The 17,256-nt window shown below is 53.3% G+C and carries 16 protein-coding genes; 4 read left to right on the top strand and 12 right to left on the bottom strand.

The features are described from left to right. The first annotated feature begins 11 nt into the window (after window positions 1–11). The 4 genes from D568_RS0102815 to D568_RS19015 are packed head-to-tail and all read left to right on the top strand — an operon-like array spanning window position 12 to window position 4,432. On the top strand, window positions 12–1,157 hold the full coding sequence (locus tag D568_RS0102815; RefSeq protein ID WP_020208051.1) for a 3-dehydroquinate synthase: 1,146 nt from the start codon (window positions 12–14) through the stop codon (window positions 1,155–1,157). Beyond that, window positions 1,145–2,278 (top strand): metabolite traffic protein EboE, encoded by a 1,134-nt coding sequence (eboE, locus tag D568_RS0102810; protein ID WP_020208050.1) that lies wholly within the window; start codon window positions 1,145–1,147, stop codon window positions 2,276–2,278. The genes D568_RS0102815 and eboE overlap by 13 nt, the downstream gene beginning before the upstream one ends. 14 nt (window positions 2,279–2,292) lie before the next feature. Then, complete coding sequence (locus D568_RS19020) at window positions 2,293–3,726, top strand: alkaline phosphatase family protein (RefSeq protein ID WP_083915310.1); 1,434 nt, start codon at window positions 2,293–2,295, stop codon at window positions 3,724–3,726. Continuing rightward, window positions 3,719–4,432 (top strand): UbiA family prenyltransferase, encoded by a 714-nt coding sequence (locus D568_RS19015; protein ID WP_020208048.1) that lies wholly within the window; start codon window positions 3,719–3,721, stop codon window positions 4,430–4,432. The genes D568_RS19020 and D568_RS19015 overlap by 8 nt, the downstream gene beginning before the upstream one ends. Before the next feature lie 291 nt (window positions 4,433–4,723). Here D568_RS19015 and D568_RS0102795 read toward each other — a convergent pair whose 3' ends face one another. The 12 genes from D568_RS0102795 to D568_RS0102740 form a co-directional block, all read right to left on the bottom strand. Beyond that, the gene (locus D568_RS0102795) at window positions 4,724–5,146 is read right to left on the bottom strand and encodes a YidB family protein (protein ID WP_020208047.1); all 423 of its coding nucleotides are present in this window, start codon (window positions 5,144–5,146) and stop codon (window positions 4,724–4,726) included. Between the two features lie 8 nt (window positions 5,147–5,154). Further along, window positions 5,155–5,400, bottom strand: coding sequence for a peptidoglycan-associated lipoprotein (locus D568_RS0102790; protein WP_020208046.1), 246 nt, complete (start codon window positions 5,398–5,400; stop codon window positions 5,155–5,157). A 108-nt stretch (window positions 5,401–5,508) separates the two neighbouring features. Then, on the bottom strand, window positions 5,509–6,381 hold the full coding sequence (locus tag D568_RS0102785) for an OmpA family protein (protein WP_020208045.1): 873 nt from the start codon (window positions 6,379–6,381) through the stop codon (window positions 5,509–5,511). A gap of 37 nt (window positions 6,382–6,418) precedes the next feature. Continuing rightward, on the bottom strand, window positions 6,419–6,772 hold the full coding sequence (locus D568_RS19010; protein WP_020208044.1) for a DUF4398 domain-containing protein: 354 nt from the start codon (window positions 6,770–6,772) through the stop codon (window positions 6,419–6,421). A 238-nt stretch (window positions 6,773–7,010) separates the two neighbouring features. Beyond that, the gene (locus tag D568_RS0102775; protein WP_020208043.1) at window positions 7,011–8,351 is read right to left on the bottom strand and encodes a PepSY-associated TM helix domain-containing protein; all 1,341 of its coding nucleotides are present in this window, start codon (window positions 8,349–8,351) and stop codon (window positions 7,011–7,013) included. 3 nt (window positions 8,352–8,354) lie between these two features. Then, the gene (locus tag D568_RS0102770) at window positions 8,355–10,631 is read right to left on the bottom strand and encodes a TonB-dependent receptor (RefSeq protein ID WP_020208042.1); all 2,277 of its coding nucleotides are present in this window, start codon (window positions 10,629–10,631) and stop codon (window positions 8,355–8,357) included. A gap of 177 nt (window positions 10,632–10,808) precedes the next feature. Further along, the gene (locus tag D568_RS0102765; RefSeq protein ID WP_020208041.1) at window positions 10,809–11,570 is read right to left on the bottom strand and encodes a sulfite exporter TauE/SafE family protein; all 762 of its coding nucleotides are present in this window, start codon (window positions 11,568–11,570) and stop codon (window positions 10,809–10,811) included. Window positions 11,571–11,659: 89 nt separating this feature from the next. Continuing rightward, on the bottom strand, window positions 11,660–12,679 hold the full coding sequence (gene glsA, locus D568_RS0102760; protein WP_020208040.1) for a glutaminase A: 1,020 nt from the start codon (window positions 12,677–12,679) through the stop codon (window positions 11,660–11,662). Between the two features lie 10 nt (window positions 12,680–12,689). Next, a complete protein-coding gene (locus D568_RS0102755) occupies window positions 12,690–13,964 on the bottom strand; it encodes a DcaP family trimeric outer membrane transporter (RefSeq protein WP_020208039.1) in 1,275 nt (424 codons plus the stop codon). Window positions 13,965–14,088: 124 nt separating this feature from the next. After that, window positions 14,089–15,315: a beta-ketoacyl-ACP synthase gene (locus D568_RS0102750; protein ID WP_020208038.1), complete on the bottom strand. Its 1,227-nt coding sequence runs from the start codon at window positions 15,313–15,315 to the stop codon at window positions 14,089–14,091. Further along, window positions 15,312–16,529, bottom strand: a complete 1,218-nt coding sequence (locus D568_RS0102745) for a beta-ketoacyl-ACP synthase (protein WP_020208037.1) — start codon at window positions 16,527–16,529, stop codon at window positions 15,312–15,314. The genes D568_RS0102750 and D568_RS0102745 overlap by 4 nt, the downstream gene beginning before the upstream one ends. Further along, window positions 16,529–17,254, bottom strand: coding sequence for a 3-ketoacyl-ACP reductase FabG2 (locus D568_RS0102740; RefSeq protein ID WP_020208036.1), 726 nt, complete (start codon window positions 17,252–17,254; stop codon window positions 16,529–16,531). The genes D568_RS0102745 and D568_RS0102740 overlap by 1 nt, the downstream gene beginning before the upstream one ends. Window positions 17,255–17,256 lie beyond the last annotated feature (2 nt).

The raw sequence follows: 17,256 nt of genomic DNA, 5'->3' as shown, positions 1-17,256 counted from the left end.
GGCCGCTGTACGTGTACCAAATAGACCAAAGCTTTACCATGACTTACTCCTTCCCGGTCTGCTTTGACCGGGACACACTGGCCCCTGAAAGCGCGGTGCTGACAGACATTTTAAGCCGCGCAGGCGAAGGCCCCCACCGGGTTTTGCCGGTTATTGATCAAAACGTGGTGGAGGCACACCCTGATCTGGTGGACCGTCTGCAGCTTTACGCCGATGTGCACGGCGATGTGATGGAGCTGATTGACCCGCCTTTGATGGTACGCGGCGGTGAAATCAGTAAATCCGAGCCCGTTGAGGTCGACGAGTTTTACCAGCGCACCCAAACCCAGAATATTGATCGCCACAGTTTCGCCCTGGTGATTGGCGGCGGCGCGGTGGTAGATGCCATCGGTTATGCGGCCGCCACCGCGCACCGCGGCATTCGCCTTATTCGTATGCCTACCACGGTACTGGCGCAAAACGATGCCGGTATTGGGGTAAAAAACGCGATTAATTATCGCGGCCGGAAAAATTACCTGGGCACCTTTGCCGCGCCTTTTGCGGTCATCAACGACTTTGATTTTCTCGCCACCTTACCCGCCCGCGATAAAGTCAGCGGTATCGCCGAAGCCATTAAAGTTGCCCTGATTCGCGATGGTGAATTCTTTGATTGGCTGTACCAAAACCGCCAAGCCCTGGCCGACTTTGAGCAAGCCGCCACCGAGCGCATGATTACCCGCTGCGCCGAGCTGCACTTAAACCATATTCGCACCAGTGGCGATCCGTTTGAACAGGGCAGCGCCCGACCGCTGGATTTTGGTCACTGGTGCGCCCACCGCTTAGAAGAGCTGTCCGCCAGTGAGCTGCGCCACGGCGAAGCCGTAGCCATTGGTATCGCGCTGGACTCTCTGTACTCGTATCTCAAAGGCATGATCAGCCTTGCCAGCGTTGAGCGTATTCGCGATACCTTAGAAGGTGTGGGTTTTACCCTTAACCATCGCGCGCTGGAATCTCTGGATATTCACAAGGCGCTGGAGGATTTTCGCGAGCACCTGGGCGGCAAGCTGTGCATTACCCTGCTAACCCGTGAAGGCGCCGCCGTTGAAGTCAACGAGATTGATCATCACGCCATGGAAGAGTGCCGCCAGCAGTTGCTGGGGGGCGTATGGCCGAAGTAACCACGGCGCCTGCAGTCACCTATTGCAGCAACATCCACCCGGGCGAGTCCTGGGCGGATGTTATGCATAACCTCAACGGTCACGCGCTTGAGGTCAAACAAAGGCTTAACCAAAATGCGCCTTTCCCTCTGGGGCTGCGTATTGCCCATCAGGCCGCCCTTGAAGCAGACGCCAATGCCATTGCCGAATTTCGCGCCTGGTGTCAGCAACACAATACCTACCTGTTAACCATTAATGGTTTCCCCTACGGCACCTTTCATCAAACGCGAGTGAAAGAAAACGTCTACCTGCCCGACTGGCGCGAACGCGAACGGGTTGAGTACAGCAAACGGCTGGGGGATTTGGCCATTGCCCTGCAACCAGGGGCGCAGCGTATTTCCATTTCCACCGTGCCCATTGCCTTTAAACCCGGTTTTAACGAAGCGGACTGGCCCCAGGCACTCGCCCATGTGCGTGAAGTGGCCGAGCACTACCGCAGCTTGTCACAGCAAACCGGCACGCAGCTGGTATTAGCACTGGAGCCAGAGCCGGGCTGTGTGCTGGAAACCACCGCCGAGGCCATCGATTTTTTCACCCGCTTAGACTTAGCCGACGCCCTGCGCCCTTATGTAGGCTTGTGCTTTGACGCCTGCCACCAGGCCGTGGAGTATGAAAACGCCGCCGAGTGTTTGCAGCAGCTGTCACGCGCCAATATACCGCTGGGCAAAGTACAGGTGTCCAGCGCCTTGAAAGCCTCTGGCGATGAAATTGACACATTGCTCAGCTTTGATGAACCTGTGTACTTACACCAGGCCGTCGCCCGCCACCGCAATACCGGCAAACTGCACCGCTTTAACGATTTACCCGAATTTGCCCATGCACGCGCGCAGGGCGAACACTACAGCGAGTGCCGGGTGCACTTTCATGTCCCCATCTTTTTAGAGCATCTCGGCCGCGTGGGCACCACCCAGACTTTTTTACGCGAGCTGCTACCCTTATTGGATAACTCGGTACCACTGGAAGTAGAAACCTACAGCTTTACCGCCATTCCAGAAAACCTGCGCCACGGCAGCGTAGGCGAAAATATCACCCGCGAACTGCAATGGGTGCATCAGCTGTTGGGCCCTACTCACACGAATTAAACTACGAGGTTGTCATGCAAAGAACCGTCGTCCTCAATGTGGTCGGCCTGACCCGCGCGTTACTGGGTGAGCACACACCCAACATCAATCGCCTCGCCGGTCGCAGCACCACCATCAAACCCGTTACCCCGGCGGTCACCTGCGCCGCGCAAGCCACTTACTTAACCGGCAAACAACCCAGCGAACACGGTATTGTTGCCAATGGCTGGTACTTTCGCGACCAAAACGAAGTCTGGCTGTGGCGCCAGAGCAACAAGTTAATTCAGGCACCCAAAATCTGGGACATTGCCCGCGCGCGCGACGCCAGCTTTACCTGCTCCAATACGTTTTGGTGGTACGCCATGGCCACCGATGCCGACTACACCTTGACGCCTCGGCCACTGTATCTGGCCGACGGCCGCAAACTGCCGGACTGCTACACTTATCCGCTGGAGTTGCGCGACACCTTGACCGAAAAGTTTGGCACCTTTCCCCTGTTTCACTTTTGGGGACCAGCCACCAGCGTCAAATCCAGCCGCTGGATTGCCGACGCCGCCATGCACATGGAAAGCGAGCACTCGCCCACCTTGCAGCTGGTGTACTTGCCCCACTTGGATTACTGCCTGCAAAAGTTTGGCCCCGATGGCGACATAGCAAAAGACTTACAGGAAATTGATGCACTCGTCGGTGAGTTGATGGATTTTTTCACCGCGCGCGACTGCCAGGTAATCGTGTTATCCGAGTACGGGATAGGCCCGGTCAACCGTCCCATCCATCCCAACCGCATTTTACGCGAGGCGGGTAAATTATCGCTCAAGGTAGATTTAGGCCGCGAGTATATAGACTTTCACACCTGCCGCGCCTTTGCCATGAGCGATCATCAGATCGCGCATATTTATGTGCAAGCCGAACAAGACCTGGCAGAAATTAAACACCTGTTTGCCAATACCCCAGGGGTGGCAAAGGTACTGGCCGGTGCCGAACGCGCCGAGTACGGGTTAGATCACGAGCGCGCCGGTGAACTGGTGCTGTTGGCGGAGCCCGACAGCTGGTTTACCTATTACTACTGGAACGACGATACTCGCGCACCGGATTACGCCAACCAGGTAGAAATTCATAAAAAGCCCGGGTTTGATCCCTGCGAGATGTTTTTAAACCCGAAACTCAAGCTGCCCAAGCTGCGCATTATTCGCAAGCTACTGCAAAAGAAGCTCGGGTTTCGCTATGTGCTGGATGTTATTTCCACCGACGCGTCGCAAATTAAAGGCAGCCACGGCGTGTGGGACGGCAGCGATTACACCACCCCCGTCTTGATGAGTAGCAACCCGGACTTATTGCCAGGCCACCAGGTTCACGCCACCGATGTCTGCGATATTATTCTGCAGCATATCTTTGCCGAATCGGCGAATGGTGCCAGCCAATTATCATCCGACACCGATGATTTTCAACAAGAGATTCCCGATGCTTAAAACCGCACTGGCCCTGGGCCGCGTGAGTAACCTCCCCACCGTTTGGATGAATGTGCTGTGCGCGTCGGCATTGACGGCGGCCAGTTTCGGTTTAGCACTGCCGGTGGGTACCGCCATTCTCGTTGCGCTAGCCATGAGTTTTTTTTACGCGGCCGGTATGTGTCTGAACGATTACTGCGACCGTCACTGGGACGCTGAACGGCAACCTTTTCGCCCCATACCCGCCGGGAAAATCAGCGCGCCGACGGTATTGAGCTTGTCGTTAGGACTGTTTTGTGTTGGTTTCGCATTACTGTTGCTTACCCCCAGTGCCCGCGGTGTTATCGCCGCCTGTGTTTTGGCAGCCCTCATAGTCGCCTACGATTACCTGCATAAAAAACACTGGGCCACCGTGGTTCTTATGGCGCTCACCCGGCTGGGTGTTTATGCCGTGGCGGGGTTTGCCTTGGCGGGCACAGTCACTACCGCCGTGACTGTAATGGGGCTTATTCAATGCGTGTACACGCTGCTGGTTACCGTCGTGGCACGGCTTGAAAACAGCAGGGCCGGTGGTTACGGTTTTCCGGTCATTCCCTGGATGATTGCCTGCATGGGGTTGGTTGATGGCATAGCCCTAGCGATATTGTTGTCGCCAGCATGGCTGATCGCAGGAGTCGTTACGCTGGTATTAACCCGCTGGGGACAAAAATACGTGCGCGGTGATTAATACCTACCATCGCTACTTGGTATTATCAGGGCTACTGAGAAGCTACAAGGCAATACAGGATGCCATGCTGGGGTCACTGTAAACCGGGCAACTGATAATACTGCCGTTCAAGTGGATTCAGAACCTGTTAGAAAACAATAACTTCACGGTAAAGTTATTGTTTTTATTTACATTTAATAAAGCGGCCATGTTTTTTAATTGCCAGAGAACCGTGAATAGTTAAAACGTGGAGCGTTACTGGACCGAGACGAATCCCTCGGCCCTCTGTTTCGATATTGACGTTATTGACGTTTAGAACAACTTACCCAGTAACGAGGCCGCTCCCGGCCCCGCCATATTCGAGAGTAAATCGCCGCCCGAGCTGGCTTTGTCAATGAGCTGCGGAATCATATCCGACAAACCGCTGGCAGCGGTTTGAGAGTCCACCCCGACCTGATCGGCAAACTGAGAGACCTTGTCCTGCCCTAAAAGCCCCATGACATCGGCGGCCGAAAAACTCTGATTGGCTCCGTCACCCAACCAAGAGGAAGCCATCGCCGCTAAGCCACCACCACTGCCGGTAAACTTCTGTACCAATGCCGGTATATCCAAATCGCCACCTTCGGTGGGTAACAGCTGCTGCAGGCCGGTCATTACCGAGCTTAAATCCAGCCCCCCACCCTGCCCACCTAGTTGCTTGATAAACAACTCACTTGCCATTTTCAGTAAACTCATGGGGTCTCCTACAGTTTGGCAAATTCAGCGTCGAACAAGTCGGCAGCTGCGTCAGTGAAGGGAAAGGTTTCGCGAATATAACGGAGGGTACGAAGTTCGGTATCGGTAATACCTGGGCCGTCGTTGGCCGATTTAAACAAGTCTTCTACTTCATCTTTCGCCAGATTACCTTCACCACGACCAGTGGTGTGGTGCTTGGCAAGCTCCAACAGTTCTTTTTCATACTGCACGCCATCGATAGTCACGTAAGCCATTTCTCTGTCCTTTAGAAAATGCCCAGAGCGGGCGACAGGATTGATAATAGACCGCAAATTGTGACCATGCCATGTCAAAGCCCCGCCTACCGGCGGGGCTGTGTCGCGTTACTGTCGTTCAGAAACAGTTTCACCAGAGTTGGCGATAATAATCTCCACGCGGCGGTTTTGCAGACGCCCAGAAGGGTTATCGTTACTGGCAACCGGATGAGCCTCACCGTAACCACGGGTTTTAATCCGCGCGGCACTCACGCCATTGCTGACCAAAGTGTCCTGTACCGAACGCGCGCGGCGCTCAGACAAGTCCTGATTATAACTCTCACTGCCGGTGCTATCGGTAAAGCCTTCGATCATCACATCGCGATCCGGGTATTCACGCAGAAAATCGGCCACGCGCTCCAAGGTACGTTGCGATCCGGCCTTGATGGTCGCCTTGTCTACTTCGAACAAAATATTACCCAGAGTTAGAACAAGACCTCTATCGGTTTTTTCGGTAGAAATATTCTCTAATTCTAGCTCGAGTTTCTTGGCCCGCTCACTCATTTGGTCCGCTCGCGCTTGCGCTGCCAGCGCCTCCTCCTGAGCCAAACGCGCTCGAGCTTCGGCCTCTTCAGCGCGCTGGGTTCTGGCAGTTAAAAGCATGCTGTTTCGGCGATCACTGGCTTGATCAACCATTTCATCGGCCTGCTTCATACGTGATGTTTGCGTCGCAATTTGTAAGCGGCGCTCGACAATATAAATTTGTTGCTCAACCTCAGCCGGCTCCGCATCGTTAGCAATAAGACTTTCAAGTTTTGCCAGCGATTTTTTCGCGTCGTCTAATTTTAAAGGCGCATACTCGTTGGCCTGTTCCGTAGCGGCAACCATTTCATACTGATCGCGTAGTCGCTCAACGCGGTCATCCGGCTCGGGGGTTGTGGCGCAACCACCCACCAGTAACGCGGCAGCCAGACTGCTTGTAGCTATCGTTTGTTTAAACATTGTCCTTCCTCCAAACTGTTTTTACATTCATCAGGCTTTAGCGAATTTCCGCTTCCAGTGCCCTTAGGTTTTCTTCCAGCTCATTCGCGGCTTGTTGAGACTTTTTGGCCTGGCTGGTCGCAACGGCCAGATCCGCGTCTGCCATAGAGCGCTCTAATAAGGCGCGAGCCTGATCAAATTCTTTGTTGGCGATAGCCTTTTTCGCTGTCTCTAAGTGAGTTTGAGCATCGCGAAAGGCGACGGGGGAATGACGATCCGCATTGAGGCTGCGAGCTTGTTCAATACGAGCTTCAGTTTGCGCAACCACGGACTCTGATACAGGGTCTTGAGTCGCGCAGCCGAGCATCAGCATTGCAAGCAATGCAGGGACGAGTAGCGTTAAGCGCTTCATAGGTTTCTCCTTTGTAATTCGTACACCTGTGAACTCTGGTTTGTAAAAAACGCTCCAGACAGAGTTAAAATCAACTCACACAGTGGGTAAGAGCAACACAGATGCCAACAAAGGAAAATAAAGGACGTCAGACAGCGTCAGGCTTACAACGAAATCGCTGCAAGCCTTTATAGACAAGGACTTTCGTAGATTTAATAAAAGCGACCAGAGTTAATACAAATTAAACGAATTGAAAATCTTACGCCAGCCCAAGCCAGGCACGTAAAAATGCAATTTGGCGCAAAATTAATTTTTCAACCAACCACAACATCAACAGCGACAGCCCCACTATCGGCAGCAGAATGCCCAGCGCCAATATGACGAGGGCGACCACCTTGGCCACCGCGTGTTGCGGTAAAGAAGCAGGCGCACCCAGTCGCCCTGCGGGCTTTTTACGCCACCACAAAATGGTGCCGGTCACCGATAAAAACACCAACCCCAAGGTCACTAGTACACCCAATAGCTGATTAAACCAGCCAAACAAATGTCCCTCATGAGCGGAGATACCAACACCAATGACTCGATCTACCAACGGCCTGTCGGCAAAAGGTTTTTGCCGCAGCAATTCACCGGTGCGGCCATCCACCCAGGCCTCGGCGCGCAGTGGCCGGTTTTGATTTTGCGAGCTGACTTTTAAGGTGTTTAACTGCGCATTCGACACCGACACTTCTACCGGCGGCGCAAAACCCAGCGCTTGGATACTCGCCAAGGCTTGTTCAGAAATATCCACGGTATCAACCGCCATCGGCCCCCAGGACTTTTTCTCATCGGCGCGAGATTGATTCCAGTCCTGCTGTACTACAGGCTTATTCCAGCTGCGAACCTCTTTAAAAGCGCCGCCCCACACCATCGCCCAAGGTAAACCGCTGACAATTAAAAACAGTGCAAACGCCGACAACCAAATGCCCACCACGGCATGTAAATCCCGCCAGAATATACGTTTGCTTTGGCGTAAACGCGGGTAAAGTACTCCGGCCAGGCCCTTGGCGTTGCGAGGCCACCACAAGTACAGGCCGGTTAAAATCAAAACCACAGCCCAGCAAGCGGCAAGTTCGACCAAAATAGAACCGAAGCGACCAGCCATCAGCTCGCCGTGAAACTCGCGCACCTGTCGCATAAAGCGCTGGTCAAACGCGACCTGCGACAGTACTTCACCGGTATAGGGATGAACATATACCTGATACTTTTGCCCTTCAAAGCGCAGGTTTACCAGCGCCGCATCACGAGGACTTGAGGGCAGCTCGTAGGATAGAAACTGCGCCCCAGGCAAACTCGCTTGCGCGGTGGCTATCACCTCGTTAACCGCAATCCTTTGCCCTTGCACCGTCAGGTTGTGCCAATGCCTATCGGTAAAGGCTTCAAATTGTGGCTTGAATAAATACAGCGCTCCCGACACCGACAAAGTAATGACAAAGGGTATACAGAAAAGACCGGCATAAAAATGCCAGCGCCACAGAGTACGATAAAGGCGCTGGCTTAAACTGATGCTTGCCCCTCGCCCTTGGGTGGGGGCTTTCACGGTAGATGCGATTTGGTTCATCGTTTATAGATCGTAGGAAAAGTTTATGTAGAAGGTGCGCCCAGGCCACGGGTGCGCCACATAGGCAATCTCATTGGTGATATTGTCTACACCTAACCCCGCACTAAAAGCTTTGCTAAATTGATAATTCGTTTTAACCCCTAATCGCGTGTAAGAATCTTGAGCGCCGTAGACATTGCGCGCGGTATCTGCGTTATCCAACCGACCATAGCTGTTACTTGCGTATTGCACGCTGCCGCCGACATTCCAATGATCTGACAGCTGATAAGTGGCCAGTACATTCCCGCGCCACTGCGGCATACGGGGAACCTTATTGCCAATAATGGTAGGATCCGCTTCATTCGCCAGAATCTCGGAATCCGTGTACGCGATGTTTAAGCGTACATCCAAGTCATCCACCAGCAGCTGATTAATGTTGGCGATAAACTCGACACCGCGAATGCGCACTTCATCGATCGGAATAAACGTGCTGATGGATGAGCCTCCGGGCAAGATGGTCGACTGCGATTCAATGGCCTGCTCAATATCATCCTGATACACATTAAGCCGTACATAGCCGTTGCTTAAATCGCGCTGCAACATCAAGTTCTGATGGAAACCTTCTTCCGGTCCTAACTCTGGGTTTGCCAGGCTGATGGAATTGTAGGCACGATACTGACTGAACAATTCTTCGACGATGGCAAAGCGATACGCTTCGGCCACCGAGTAGCGCAATTGCCACTGATCGCTCAACTGCCACCCCGCCGAGAATTTAGGCGAGAACTTATCGATGCTGTTACCGGGCACAGCGGTAAGATCAAACTCGGGCGTGCCCGGGTTATCGTCAGAAAAATAACCGGCTTCGCTCTGCCAGCTTTCAAAGCGGCCGCCAAAGGCGATATCCAGTTCATCGGTCAGCTGCCAGTTAAACTGAGCAAAAGCCGCCGCGATATTGGTTTCACCGCCACTGCGGCTGGTGTAACGATCTTTGCTGGAGGCTAAATAATTATCCGAGGCATAAACGCTGTAGTTTAACTCGTAGGCCTCGTAGCGAACCCCGGTGACTAAATCCAGATTCTCCAGCAGAAAGTCATTGCTGGTTAAGGTGAGCCCCGCCGTTTGCCAGCCGGTATCGTCATAATCGCTCACCTGGCCGCTTAAGTCGTAATCTGCAAAAGCGGGGTTAGTAGCCGAAGCGCGGCTGATGTCTTCGAGAATATCAAACTGGCTCAGGTTGGCCTCAAGACTGGTTTGTTCTGATACATCCCAACGCAAGCGTAAGCCTACCGACAAGCTTTCACGGTCGGCACTGCTGACGTTTAAGCGATGGGCGGGAATGGAAAAACCTTCACCATCGATGGCCACCCGCCCGCCATAAACCGGCTGACCGGCGGCATCGACAATATAACTGTTAGGGCTGTCGGTATCCGAATGTCGGTCTTCAAAGGCCACATTGAGCAGCGCGGAAAAGCGGTCCAGCTCATAACCCAGTTTAAACTTTACGTTATCGGTAGTGGTGTTAATGACGCCCGAGTCGCCGAAGTAAAGGCGCTCGTTCTCTTGGGAATCCGGCCCCCAAATTCCACCACTGGCAGCGCTTGCACCTTCGGCCGGAGCACTGGCTGCGTAGTAAAAAGACTGGGGCTGGGAGTCATTGTCTAAATGGTTATAGGATACATAAAAGCTGGTATTGCCGATTTTATCGCCATAGGAAACAAACCCTTTGTAACCACTGACCGAATCGTCAAAGCCATAATCGGCAAAGTCCTGGCTGAACCAGGAGCCATCTATATGAAATTCACGGCGCTGGGGAATGGCGGTTTCAATTTCCACCACGCCGCCCATGGCGTTGCCACTGTATTCGGCGGAATAAGGGCCGTAAATAACATCAACCTGTGCAATTTCACTGGCCGATACCATGGTCCAGCGCGGCGCACCGCTCCAGCGCGATTGCAGTAAATAATGCAAAGGCACGCCATCGGCAAATACCATAGAGCGGGAAGTTTGAAACATATTGGCACTGCGAATACCCAGAGTGCCGTTAGAGTCGCCAATAAAACGGCGGCGAATGACCAGGCTGGGCTCGTACTTCACCACATCTTCGGTGGTGGCCATATTAATGCTGGCAAAATCGCTCGGCAGCAGGCGACTGATTGGTCCCACACGCTCGGCGCTGCTGGCTTCGGCACTGTGTCCCCAGACCTTTATTTCTTCAATTTTAGGTGTATGTTCGGCCGCTGCAGGCCCACTTAACGTTACAACCAACCCGAACCCGGGCAACAGAATGTTACTTATTTTCATAACTCTCCCCCAAAGAGGGTAGAGAATTTATGGTAAAGCAAACCCTGCGCCCAGTGACAAATTGTCGCACCTTGGTGGGTTTGATTCGAACCCGCTCACAAAACCATAAATCGCCAAACCATCCATTCAGTTTCCGTAACGAATTTGGTCATTACTGCGCTTATCGAGAGAGCGCTATCACACCCACGCGAATAAAGATTCAAACACTAACTTTACGCCCGCCACCGCGAGCAATACATAACAAACACCGTAAAACCATTTATCAGAGACTCGGTGGTGTAACCACACTCCCAGCCGTACACCTATGGGCGCTAAGGGCAAGAGGACCAGCGAGGTATAAAAAGCGCTTAAATTCAGCTGGCCTGTCCACACGTATGGCACCAGTTTGATGTAATTCACCACACTGAAAAACAGCACCGTCGTGCCGACAAATAGGGTTTTGGGTAAATGCTGTGGCAACAGGTAAATTGAAATGGGTGGACCACCCGCATGGGCGATGTAGCTGACAAACCCGGCAATGGTGCTCCAAAAACCGCCGCGAGTCACGCTGGCTTTTTGCACCGCAACGCGCTGCAGGATATGTTTACCCCAGACGTAATGACCCACAAAGTACAGCGCCATCAAGCCCACCATAAAGCGAATCATATTCGCATCCATATAGGTAAACATGGCCGCGCCGAGTGCTAATCCGAGCATCGCAAAAGGAAACATGATAGCGAGGTTTTTCTTATCCCAGCGCCCGCGAAAGCTCCATAGGCTAACTAAATCCATACTGCAGAGAATGGGCAGCAACACCGCAGCGGCTAAACGTGGGTCTACCGCAAGGGACAATACCGGCACCGCCAACGATCCCAGCCCGCCACCAAAACCACCTTTGGATAACCCCACTAACAACACCACCGGAACGGCGAGTGCGTAAAACAGCCATTGATCGATCATTGTGCCCCCGTTGTTAAGGGCGCAATTTTACACTACCTGCAAGGGCAAGACATGGGCCGCTTAGCGGCCCCATACCTGAAGATTGAAGATTAATGAGCGGATACTTGGTAGGGGTTGCCGCCAAGAGCACTGGAAATATCGGCAATGGCTTTTTGCGCACGCACACTATTACCAGCGGCATCCAGCGGTGGTGAAATCACGGCAATACCAAATTTGCCCGGCGACACCGCAATAATGCCGCCACCCACTCCGCTTTTTGCGGGCAAGCCGGTTTTGTACAGCCATTTCCCCGCATCGTCATACAGGCCCGCCGTCGCCATTACCGCGAGAATTTCCGGTACATTTTCCGCAGAAGTCACCTGCTTTTGAGTCACAGGGTTTTTGCCCGCATTCGCCAAGGTTGCAGCCATTAACCCCAGGTCTTTGGCGTTAACACCTACCGAACACTGGCGGGTGTAGATGTCCGTAGCGCGCAGAAAATTTTCATCAATATGACCGTAGGCATGCATAAGAGACGCAATAGCCTGATTGCGCTGATTGGTGGCCGCTTCGGATTGGTACACATCCTCCATCACAGTAAGTTCGCGCCCGGCAAACTCGTTGTATTCGCTGGCAATTTTACCCCAGATCTCATCGTAGTCTTTGCCGTCGACTAAACCGGTAGTGGCAATTGCGCCAGCATTTACCAAAGGGTTCATTTCCGAGCCCTGATACTGTTCAATCGCCACAATGGAGTTAAACACCTGCCCGGTAGCATCCGCCCCCATGTTGTGCAGCAGCTCATCGGTGCCGTCCTGATCTATCACCAGTGCCATGGTAAACACTTTCGAAATAGACTGAATAGACACTTCAGACTTTACGTCGCCTTCGGTGTAGACCTTACCATCGGCTGTTACCAGTGCAATACCGTAAATACCCGAATCCACTTTCGCCAACGCAGGAATATAATCGGCGTTTTTACCTTCATCCAAATGACGATATTTTTTATAGGCATCGGCCAGCGCTTGTTTAATATTTGCCTTGGTCATTTCTGCTGCCTGGGTAAAACCTGCCACCATAACCGCGCAGCAAAAAACCCATGCTTTACAATTTAATAGTACTTGCCTCATGTTCTGCTCCTTAGAAAAAATCTTTACTGCTAAAGGTGTACTTCACGGAAAATTGCACGCGGTTATCAGTGCCGGCGTCACCGTCAAAATCCGTGCGCTGCCCCCAAAGGTATTCAGCGCCGACCAGCACTTGCGAAAACGGACTGTAGAGTAAGTTAACGGACGCATACTCACCTTTATTGAAGGCACTCCCTAATTGCTGAGCGTGATTATCTACCTCGGTAAAACTGTAACCCACTGCGCTGCTCATGCGATCATTCCAGGCGTGTTCGTAGTAAGCCATCACCCCCAATAAAGGCACAGAAGTTAAGTCCTCAGGGTTAAGCGTATCGGGCGCCATATCCATACCGCCATCGTTCATATAGCTGGCGATACCTTCGCCGTACACAACCCCTGCGCGCAGATGATCATCGCCCAGGTTAAGAACGCTGGTAATATTGAGGCCGTAACCCAAGTCACTGCCGCTGGGCTCATGGTCGCTGGTGCTTTGCTCTTCGTAACTCAGGTCGCGCAAAATACCGGCCACCTGCACATGCCCCCATGCATCCTGAGCGCGATACTGAGCGGTCAGGTCCGGCAGGGTTTCACTGCCGCTTAAATTAAAACCCGCCGCTCCCAGAAGCCCATCGTCCACATCGTTGCCTGGGTTTTCAATGGCGATGGCAAAACTGTTGTTACCTTCTACGGGCGTCCAACGAATTTGCGGGTTGCGCAAATACACCATCCCCGATGGGCCCCAATAATCAATCACATTGGGAAACAGGTCACCATCCATAAACAGGGTGTTGGTTTGCCCGGCCAACAAACTGCGCCACTGACCATAGGCGTGGCGCAGGCGAAGTGTCGTCTGCCCTTCATCGGAGCCAACACCAAACATATCAATTTCAAAAACCGTGTAAATACTGTCATCACCAGCGGGAAGCTCGGCTTTCACCCCCAACCGACTTTGCCTGGCACTTAAAATGGCTTGACCGTCACTGCCGTATTGACCGTCGGTGGTGGGAATACGCGAGGGGCGTAAGGTGGAATCCCATTCAGGTTGTACCCGTTCAAAATCCTGAATGTAATCCAGCTGGGCGAAGCCATACACCTCAAACTTTTGTCGCCAACTGTCGTTACTGCTGACAATGGCCTCACCCAACCCCAAACGCGCTTGCAGTAATTCAAGCTGAGCGCGGGTAACCATAACTTCTTCGCGCAATTCATCCAGCTCATCGGCAAAACACACACCGCTGCTCGAGGCGGCAATCATTAAAGGGAGAAAACTTTTCAGGAAACAACGCATATCACGTCCTCTTATTGAATGCGTAGAAATAGACAGCCTTACAGACTGTCAGAGAATATAGCGCTGCTTTATGACACTGACAATGCACGGCGCATGCAGTGACGCTTGGCGCGCTGAGTATGTTTTAAGAGACGGCGCGAAAAACGAGTGAGGTATTCAACCCGCCAAAAGCAAAGTTATTGCTGACAATGGTGTGGATTTTTTGCTCGCGCAAAGAGCCGCTTAAGTACTGTAACGGCGCGCAGCGCGGGTCAGGCTGATGCAAATTTAATGTTGGGGCTAACACCTGATCGCGTAACATATGCAAGCAGGCCCAGGCTTCAATCGCACCGCAAGCACCCAGACTATGGCCCAGATGCCCCTTTAAACTGCTCACCGGCATGGGATTACCATACACCTTAAAACAGGCTTCGCTTTCGGCGATATCGCCCCACTCGGTGGCGGTGCCGTGCATATTAATATAATCCACATCGGCGGCATTAATCCTTGCATCTTCCAGCGCCAGTGCCATCGCTTTTTGCATGCTGCTGGAATCTGGCTGGGTCACATGCCCACCGTCGGAGTTCGTGGCAAACCCTATTATTTCACCGAATATCAGTGCGCCACGCGCCTTGGCGTGGTCGTAATCCTCCAGCACCAAGCTCGCCGCCCCCTCCCCAATCACCAAGCCATCTCGCTCGGCGTCAAAGGGGCTGGGGGTTTGTTGTGGGCAGTGGTTTTTACGGCTAGTCGCGCGAAAGGTATCAAACACCGCCGCTTCAGATGGGCAGAGTTCTTCGGCACCACCGGCCAGCATAATATCTTGCTTGCCACTGGCGATGGCTTCAAAAGCGTAGCCGATGGCCTGGCTGCCCGACGTACACGCGGTAGAGGTAGAGTAAGTGCGGCCCTGTATTTCAAAACACACGCTTAAATTTACCGCCGTGGTGTTACTCATCATTTTCACGTAATTGGTAGCCGTGACACCGGACAAATCCCGCCCGCTGAGGCGCGCTGCAAACTCGCAAATGGCATCGGTACTGCCCGTAGACGAACCATACGCCAGCCCCATTCGACCGCTGTGGCGCAGCGAACTTTGCGTCAAACCCGCCTGCTCCAGAGCGGACGCGCTGGCAACGGCGGCCAATTGCGACACCCGCCCCATACTGCGGATTTTTTTACGCGGGTAATCCGTCGGCATAACAAAGTGATCGACCGGCCCGGCAACCTGAGTGTTTAAACCCGTGTAGTCGGCCCATTCCGGCATCAGGCGAATACCACTGGTGCCAGATTCTAAAGCGCGTCGAAACTCGGGCCAGCTATTACCCAGGGCAGTCACGGCCCCCAGGCCAGTCACCACCACGCGCCTCATAAGCGTTTGATAATCAGTGAGGTATTCACGCCACCAAAGGCAAAGTTATTGCTCATGGCGTACTCGGCATCCAACTCCCGTCCGCTGCCCATCAAGTAATCCAAGGCACCGCATTCGGGATCGGGATTTTGCAGGTTAATGGTCGGAGCAAACCATCCGCTGCGCATCATTTCCAAAGTCATCCACGCCTCCAATGCACCGCAGGCACCGAGGGTGTGGCCGATGTAACTTTTTAACGAACTAAAGGGTTTGTCCTTACCAACCGTATTTTCCGTCGCCCGGGTTTCGGCGATATCGCCCTTGGCGGTAGCGGTGCCATGAGCATTGACGTAATCAATCGCGGCGGCGTCCAGGCCCGCATCATCCAGCGCAAGTTGCATGGCGCGCGCCATGGTTTCAGCTTTGGGCTCAGTCACATGTGCGCCATCTGAGTTGGTGCCATAGCCGACGACTTCACCCAGAATATTGGCGCCGCGTGCCCGTGCGTGTTCGTACTCTTCCAGAATCAAAGAGCACGCCCCTTCACCAATCACCAAACCATCGCGTTCTTTATCAAACGGCCGTGGTGTCAGCTCGGGCGAATCATTGCGGGTACTGGTGGCAAATAGCGTGTCAAACACGGCGATGGGGGTTACGTGAAATTCTTCAGCGCCACCAGCCACCATCACATTCTGCAAACCATACTTGATGGCTTCATACGCGTAGCCGATACCCTGGCTGCCCGATGTACACGCGGAGGCGGTGGGAATAATGCGTCCAGTCATACCGAAAAACATCCCGATATTCACCGTGGCGGTGTGGGTCATGGTACGCAAGTAAGTAGACGCCGTGAGATCAACGGTGGTTTTATCTGTGACCACCTTACTGAGCGCAGGCACATCCCCCGGCGTACCAATGCACGAGCCGTAGGACACACCGGTTGAACCGTCGGTTAGGCACGCATCGTCGCTTAGGCCTGCCTGAGCCAATGCGCGCTCGGTGGCGTAAACCGACATCACCGACACCCGGCCCATACTGCGCAATTTTTTGCGCGGGTAGTTGGGAGCGATAAAGTCGGCCGGCGCCCCTAAACGCGTATTAAGGCCTTCAATCTCGTTCCATGCCTCAAACACGCGCACTTTATTTTTGCCGGCACGCAAGCTCGCCTCAACCTCAGCCCAGGTGTTACCCAGTGAACTGACAGCACCCACTCCGGTAATAACCACCCGACGCATCAGAGCATTCCACCGTTTACCGAGATAACCTGGCGAGTGATGTATGCGGCTTGATCACTCATTAAATACCCCACCAAACTGGCCACCTCATCCACCTGGCCGAAGCGTCGTAAGGGAATCATTTTCTTGGCCTCATCCGCAAACACCTCGTCAATCATATCGGTTTCGATAATGCCGGGGGCTACACAGTTCACAGTGATTTTGCGCTTCGCCAACTCCAATGCCAAGGCTTTGGTGGCGCCAATCAGTCCCGCCTTGGTAGCGCTGTAATTAACCTGGCCACGATTACCCGCCAACCCGGCAATGGACGACAAAGTCACAATACGCCCGCCTTTACGTGCCTGAACCATCGGCATAACCAAAGGCTGAACGACGTTATAAAAACCGTCTAGATTGGTGTGAATAACGCTGTCCCAGTCCTCTTCACTCATGGCTGGGAATGCGTTGTCCCGGGTGATACCCGCGTTACAGACGACACCATAGAACGCGCCGTGGCTGGCCACACTTTGCTCTAAAGCCTCGCGCGTGGCGGCTCGGTCAGCTACATCAAAGCACAGGCGTTCCGTTTCGCAGCCCAAGGCTTCGATCTCGCGGCAGACCTCATCGGCCTTTGCCACATTTCCACGGCAATGCACACTGACGGCAAAACCCTGACGCGCCAAGTTAAGCGCAATTGCACGGCCAATACCGCGACTTGAGCCGGTAACTAGGACCCGACGCTGCATAA

The organism is Gilvimarinus chinensis DSM 19667 (genome assembly GCF_000377745.1).
Classification (GTDB): Bacteria; Pseudomonadota; Gammaproteobacteria; order Pseudomonadales; family Cellvibrionaceae; genus Gilvimarinus; species Gilvimarinus chinensis.
Note: the sequence above shows the minus strand (reverse complement) of the source record. Positions and strands in the feature narration are given on the sequence as shown.

Bases quoted from the DNA above. Each gene is read 5' to 3' on its own strand.
- eboE (WP_020208050.1), top strand. From the start codon at position 1,145: ATGGCCGAAGTAACCACGGCGCCTGCAGTCACCTATTGCAGCAACATC.
- D568_RS19020 (WP_083915310.1), top strand. From the start codon at position 2,293: ATGCAAAGAACCGTCGTCCTCAATGTGGTCGGCCTGACCCGCGCGTTA.
- D568_RS19015 (WP_020208048.1), top strand. From the start codon at position 3,719: ATGCTTAAAACCGCACTGGCCCTGGGCCGCGTGAGTAACCTCCCCACC.
- D568_RS0102795 (WP_020208047.1), bottom strand. From the start codon at position 5,146: ATGAGTTTACTGAAAATGGCAAGTGAGTTGTTTATCAAGCAACTAGGT.
- D568_RS0102790 (WP_020208046.1), bottom strand. From the start codon at position 5,400: ATGGCTTACGTGACTATCGATGGCGTGCAGTATGAAAAAGAACTGTTG.
- D568_RS0102785 (WP_020208045.1), bottom strand. From the start codon at position 6,381: ATGTTTAAACAAACGATAGCTACAAGCAGTCTGGCTGCCGCGTTACTG.
- D568_RS19010 (WP_020208044.1), bottom strand. From the start codon at position 6,772: ATGAAGCGCTTAACGCTACTCGTCCCTGCATTGCTTGCAATGCTGATG.
- D568_RS0102775 (WP_020208043.1), bottom strand. From the start codon at position 8,351: ATGAACCAAATCGCATCTACCGTGAAAGCCCCCACCCAAGGGCGAGGG.
- D568_RS0102770 (WP_020208042.1), bottom strand. From the start codon at position 10,631: ATGAAAATAAGTAACATTCTGTTGCCCGGGTTCGGGTTGGTTGTAACG.
- D568_RS0102765 (WP_020208041.1), bottom strand. From the start codon at position 11,570: ATGATCGATCAATGGCTGTTTTACGCACTCGCCGTTCCGGTGGTGTTG.
- glsA (WP_020208040.1), bottom strand. From the start codon at position 12,679: ATGAGGCAAGTACTATTAAATTGTAAAGCATGGGTTTTTTGCTGCGCG.
- D568_RS0102755 (WP_020208039.1), bottom strand. From the start codon at position 13,964: ATGCGTTGTTTCCTGAAAAGTTTTCTCCCTTTAATGATTGCCGCCTCG.
- D568_RS0102750 (WP_020208038.1), bottom strand. From the start codon at position 15,315: ATGAGGCGCGTGGTGGTGACTGGCCTGGGGGCCGTGACTGCCCTGGGT.
- D568_RS0102745 (WP_020208037.1), bottom strand. From the start codon at position 16,529: ATGCGTCGGGTGGTTATTACCGGAGTGGGTGCTGTCAGTTCACTGGGT.
- D568_RS0102740 (WP_020208036.1), bottom strand. From the start codon at position 17,254: ATGCAGCGTCGGGTCCTAGTTACCGGCTCAAGTCGCGGTATTGGCCGT.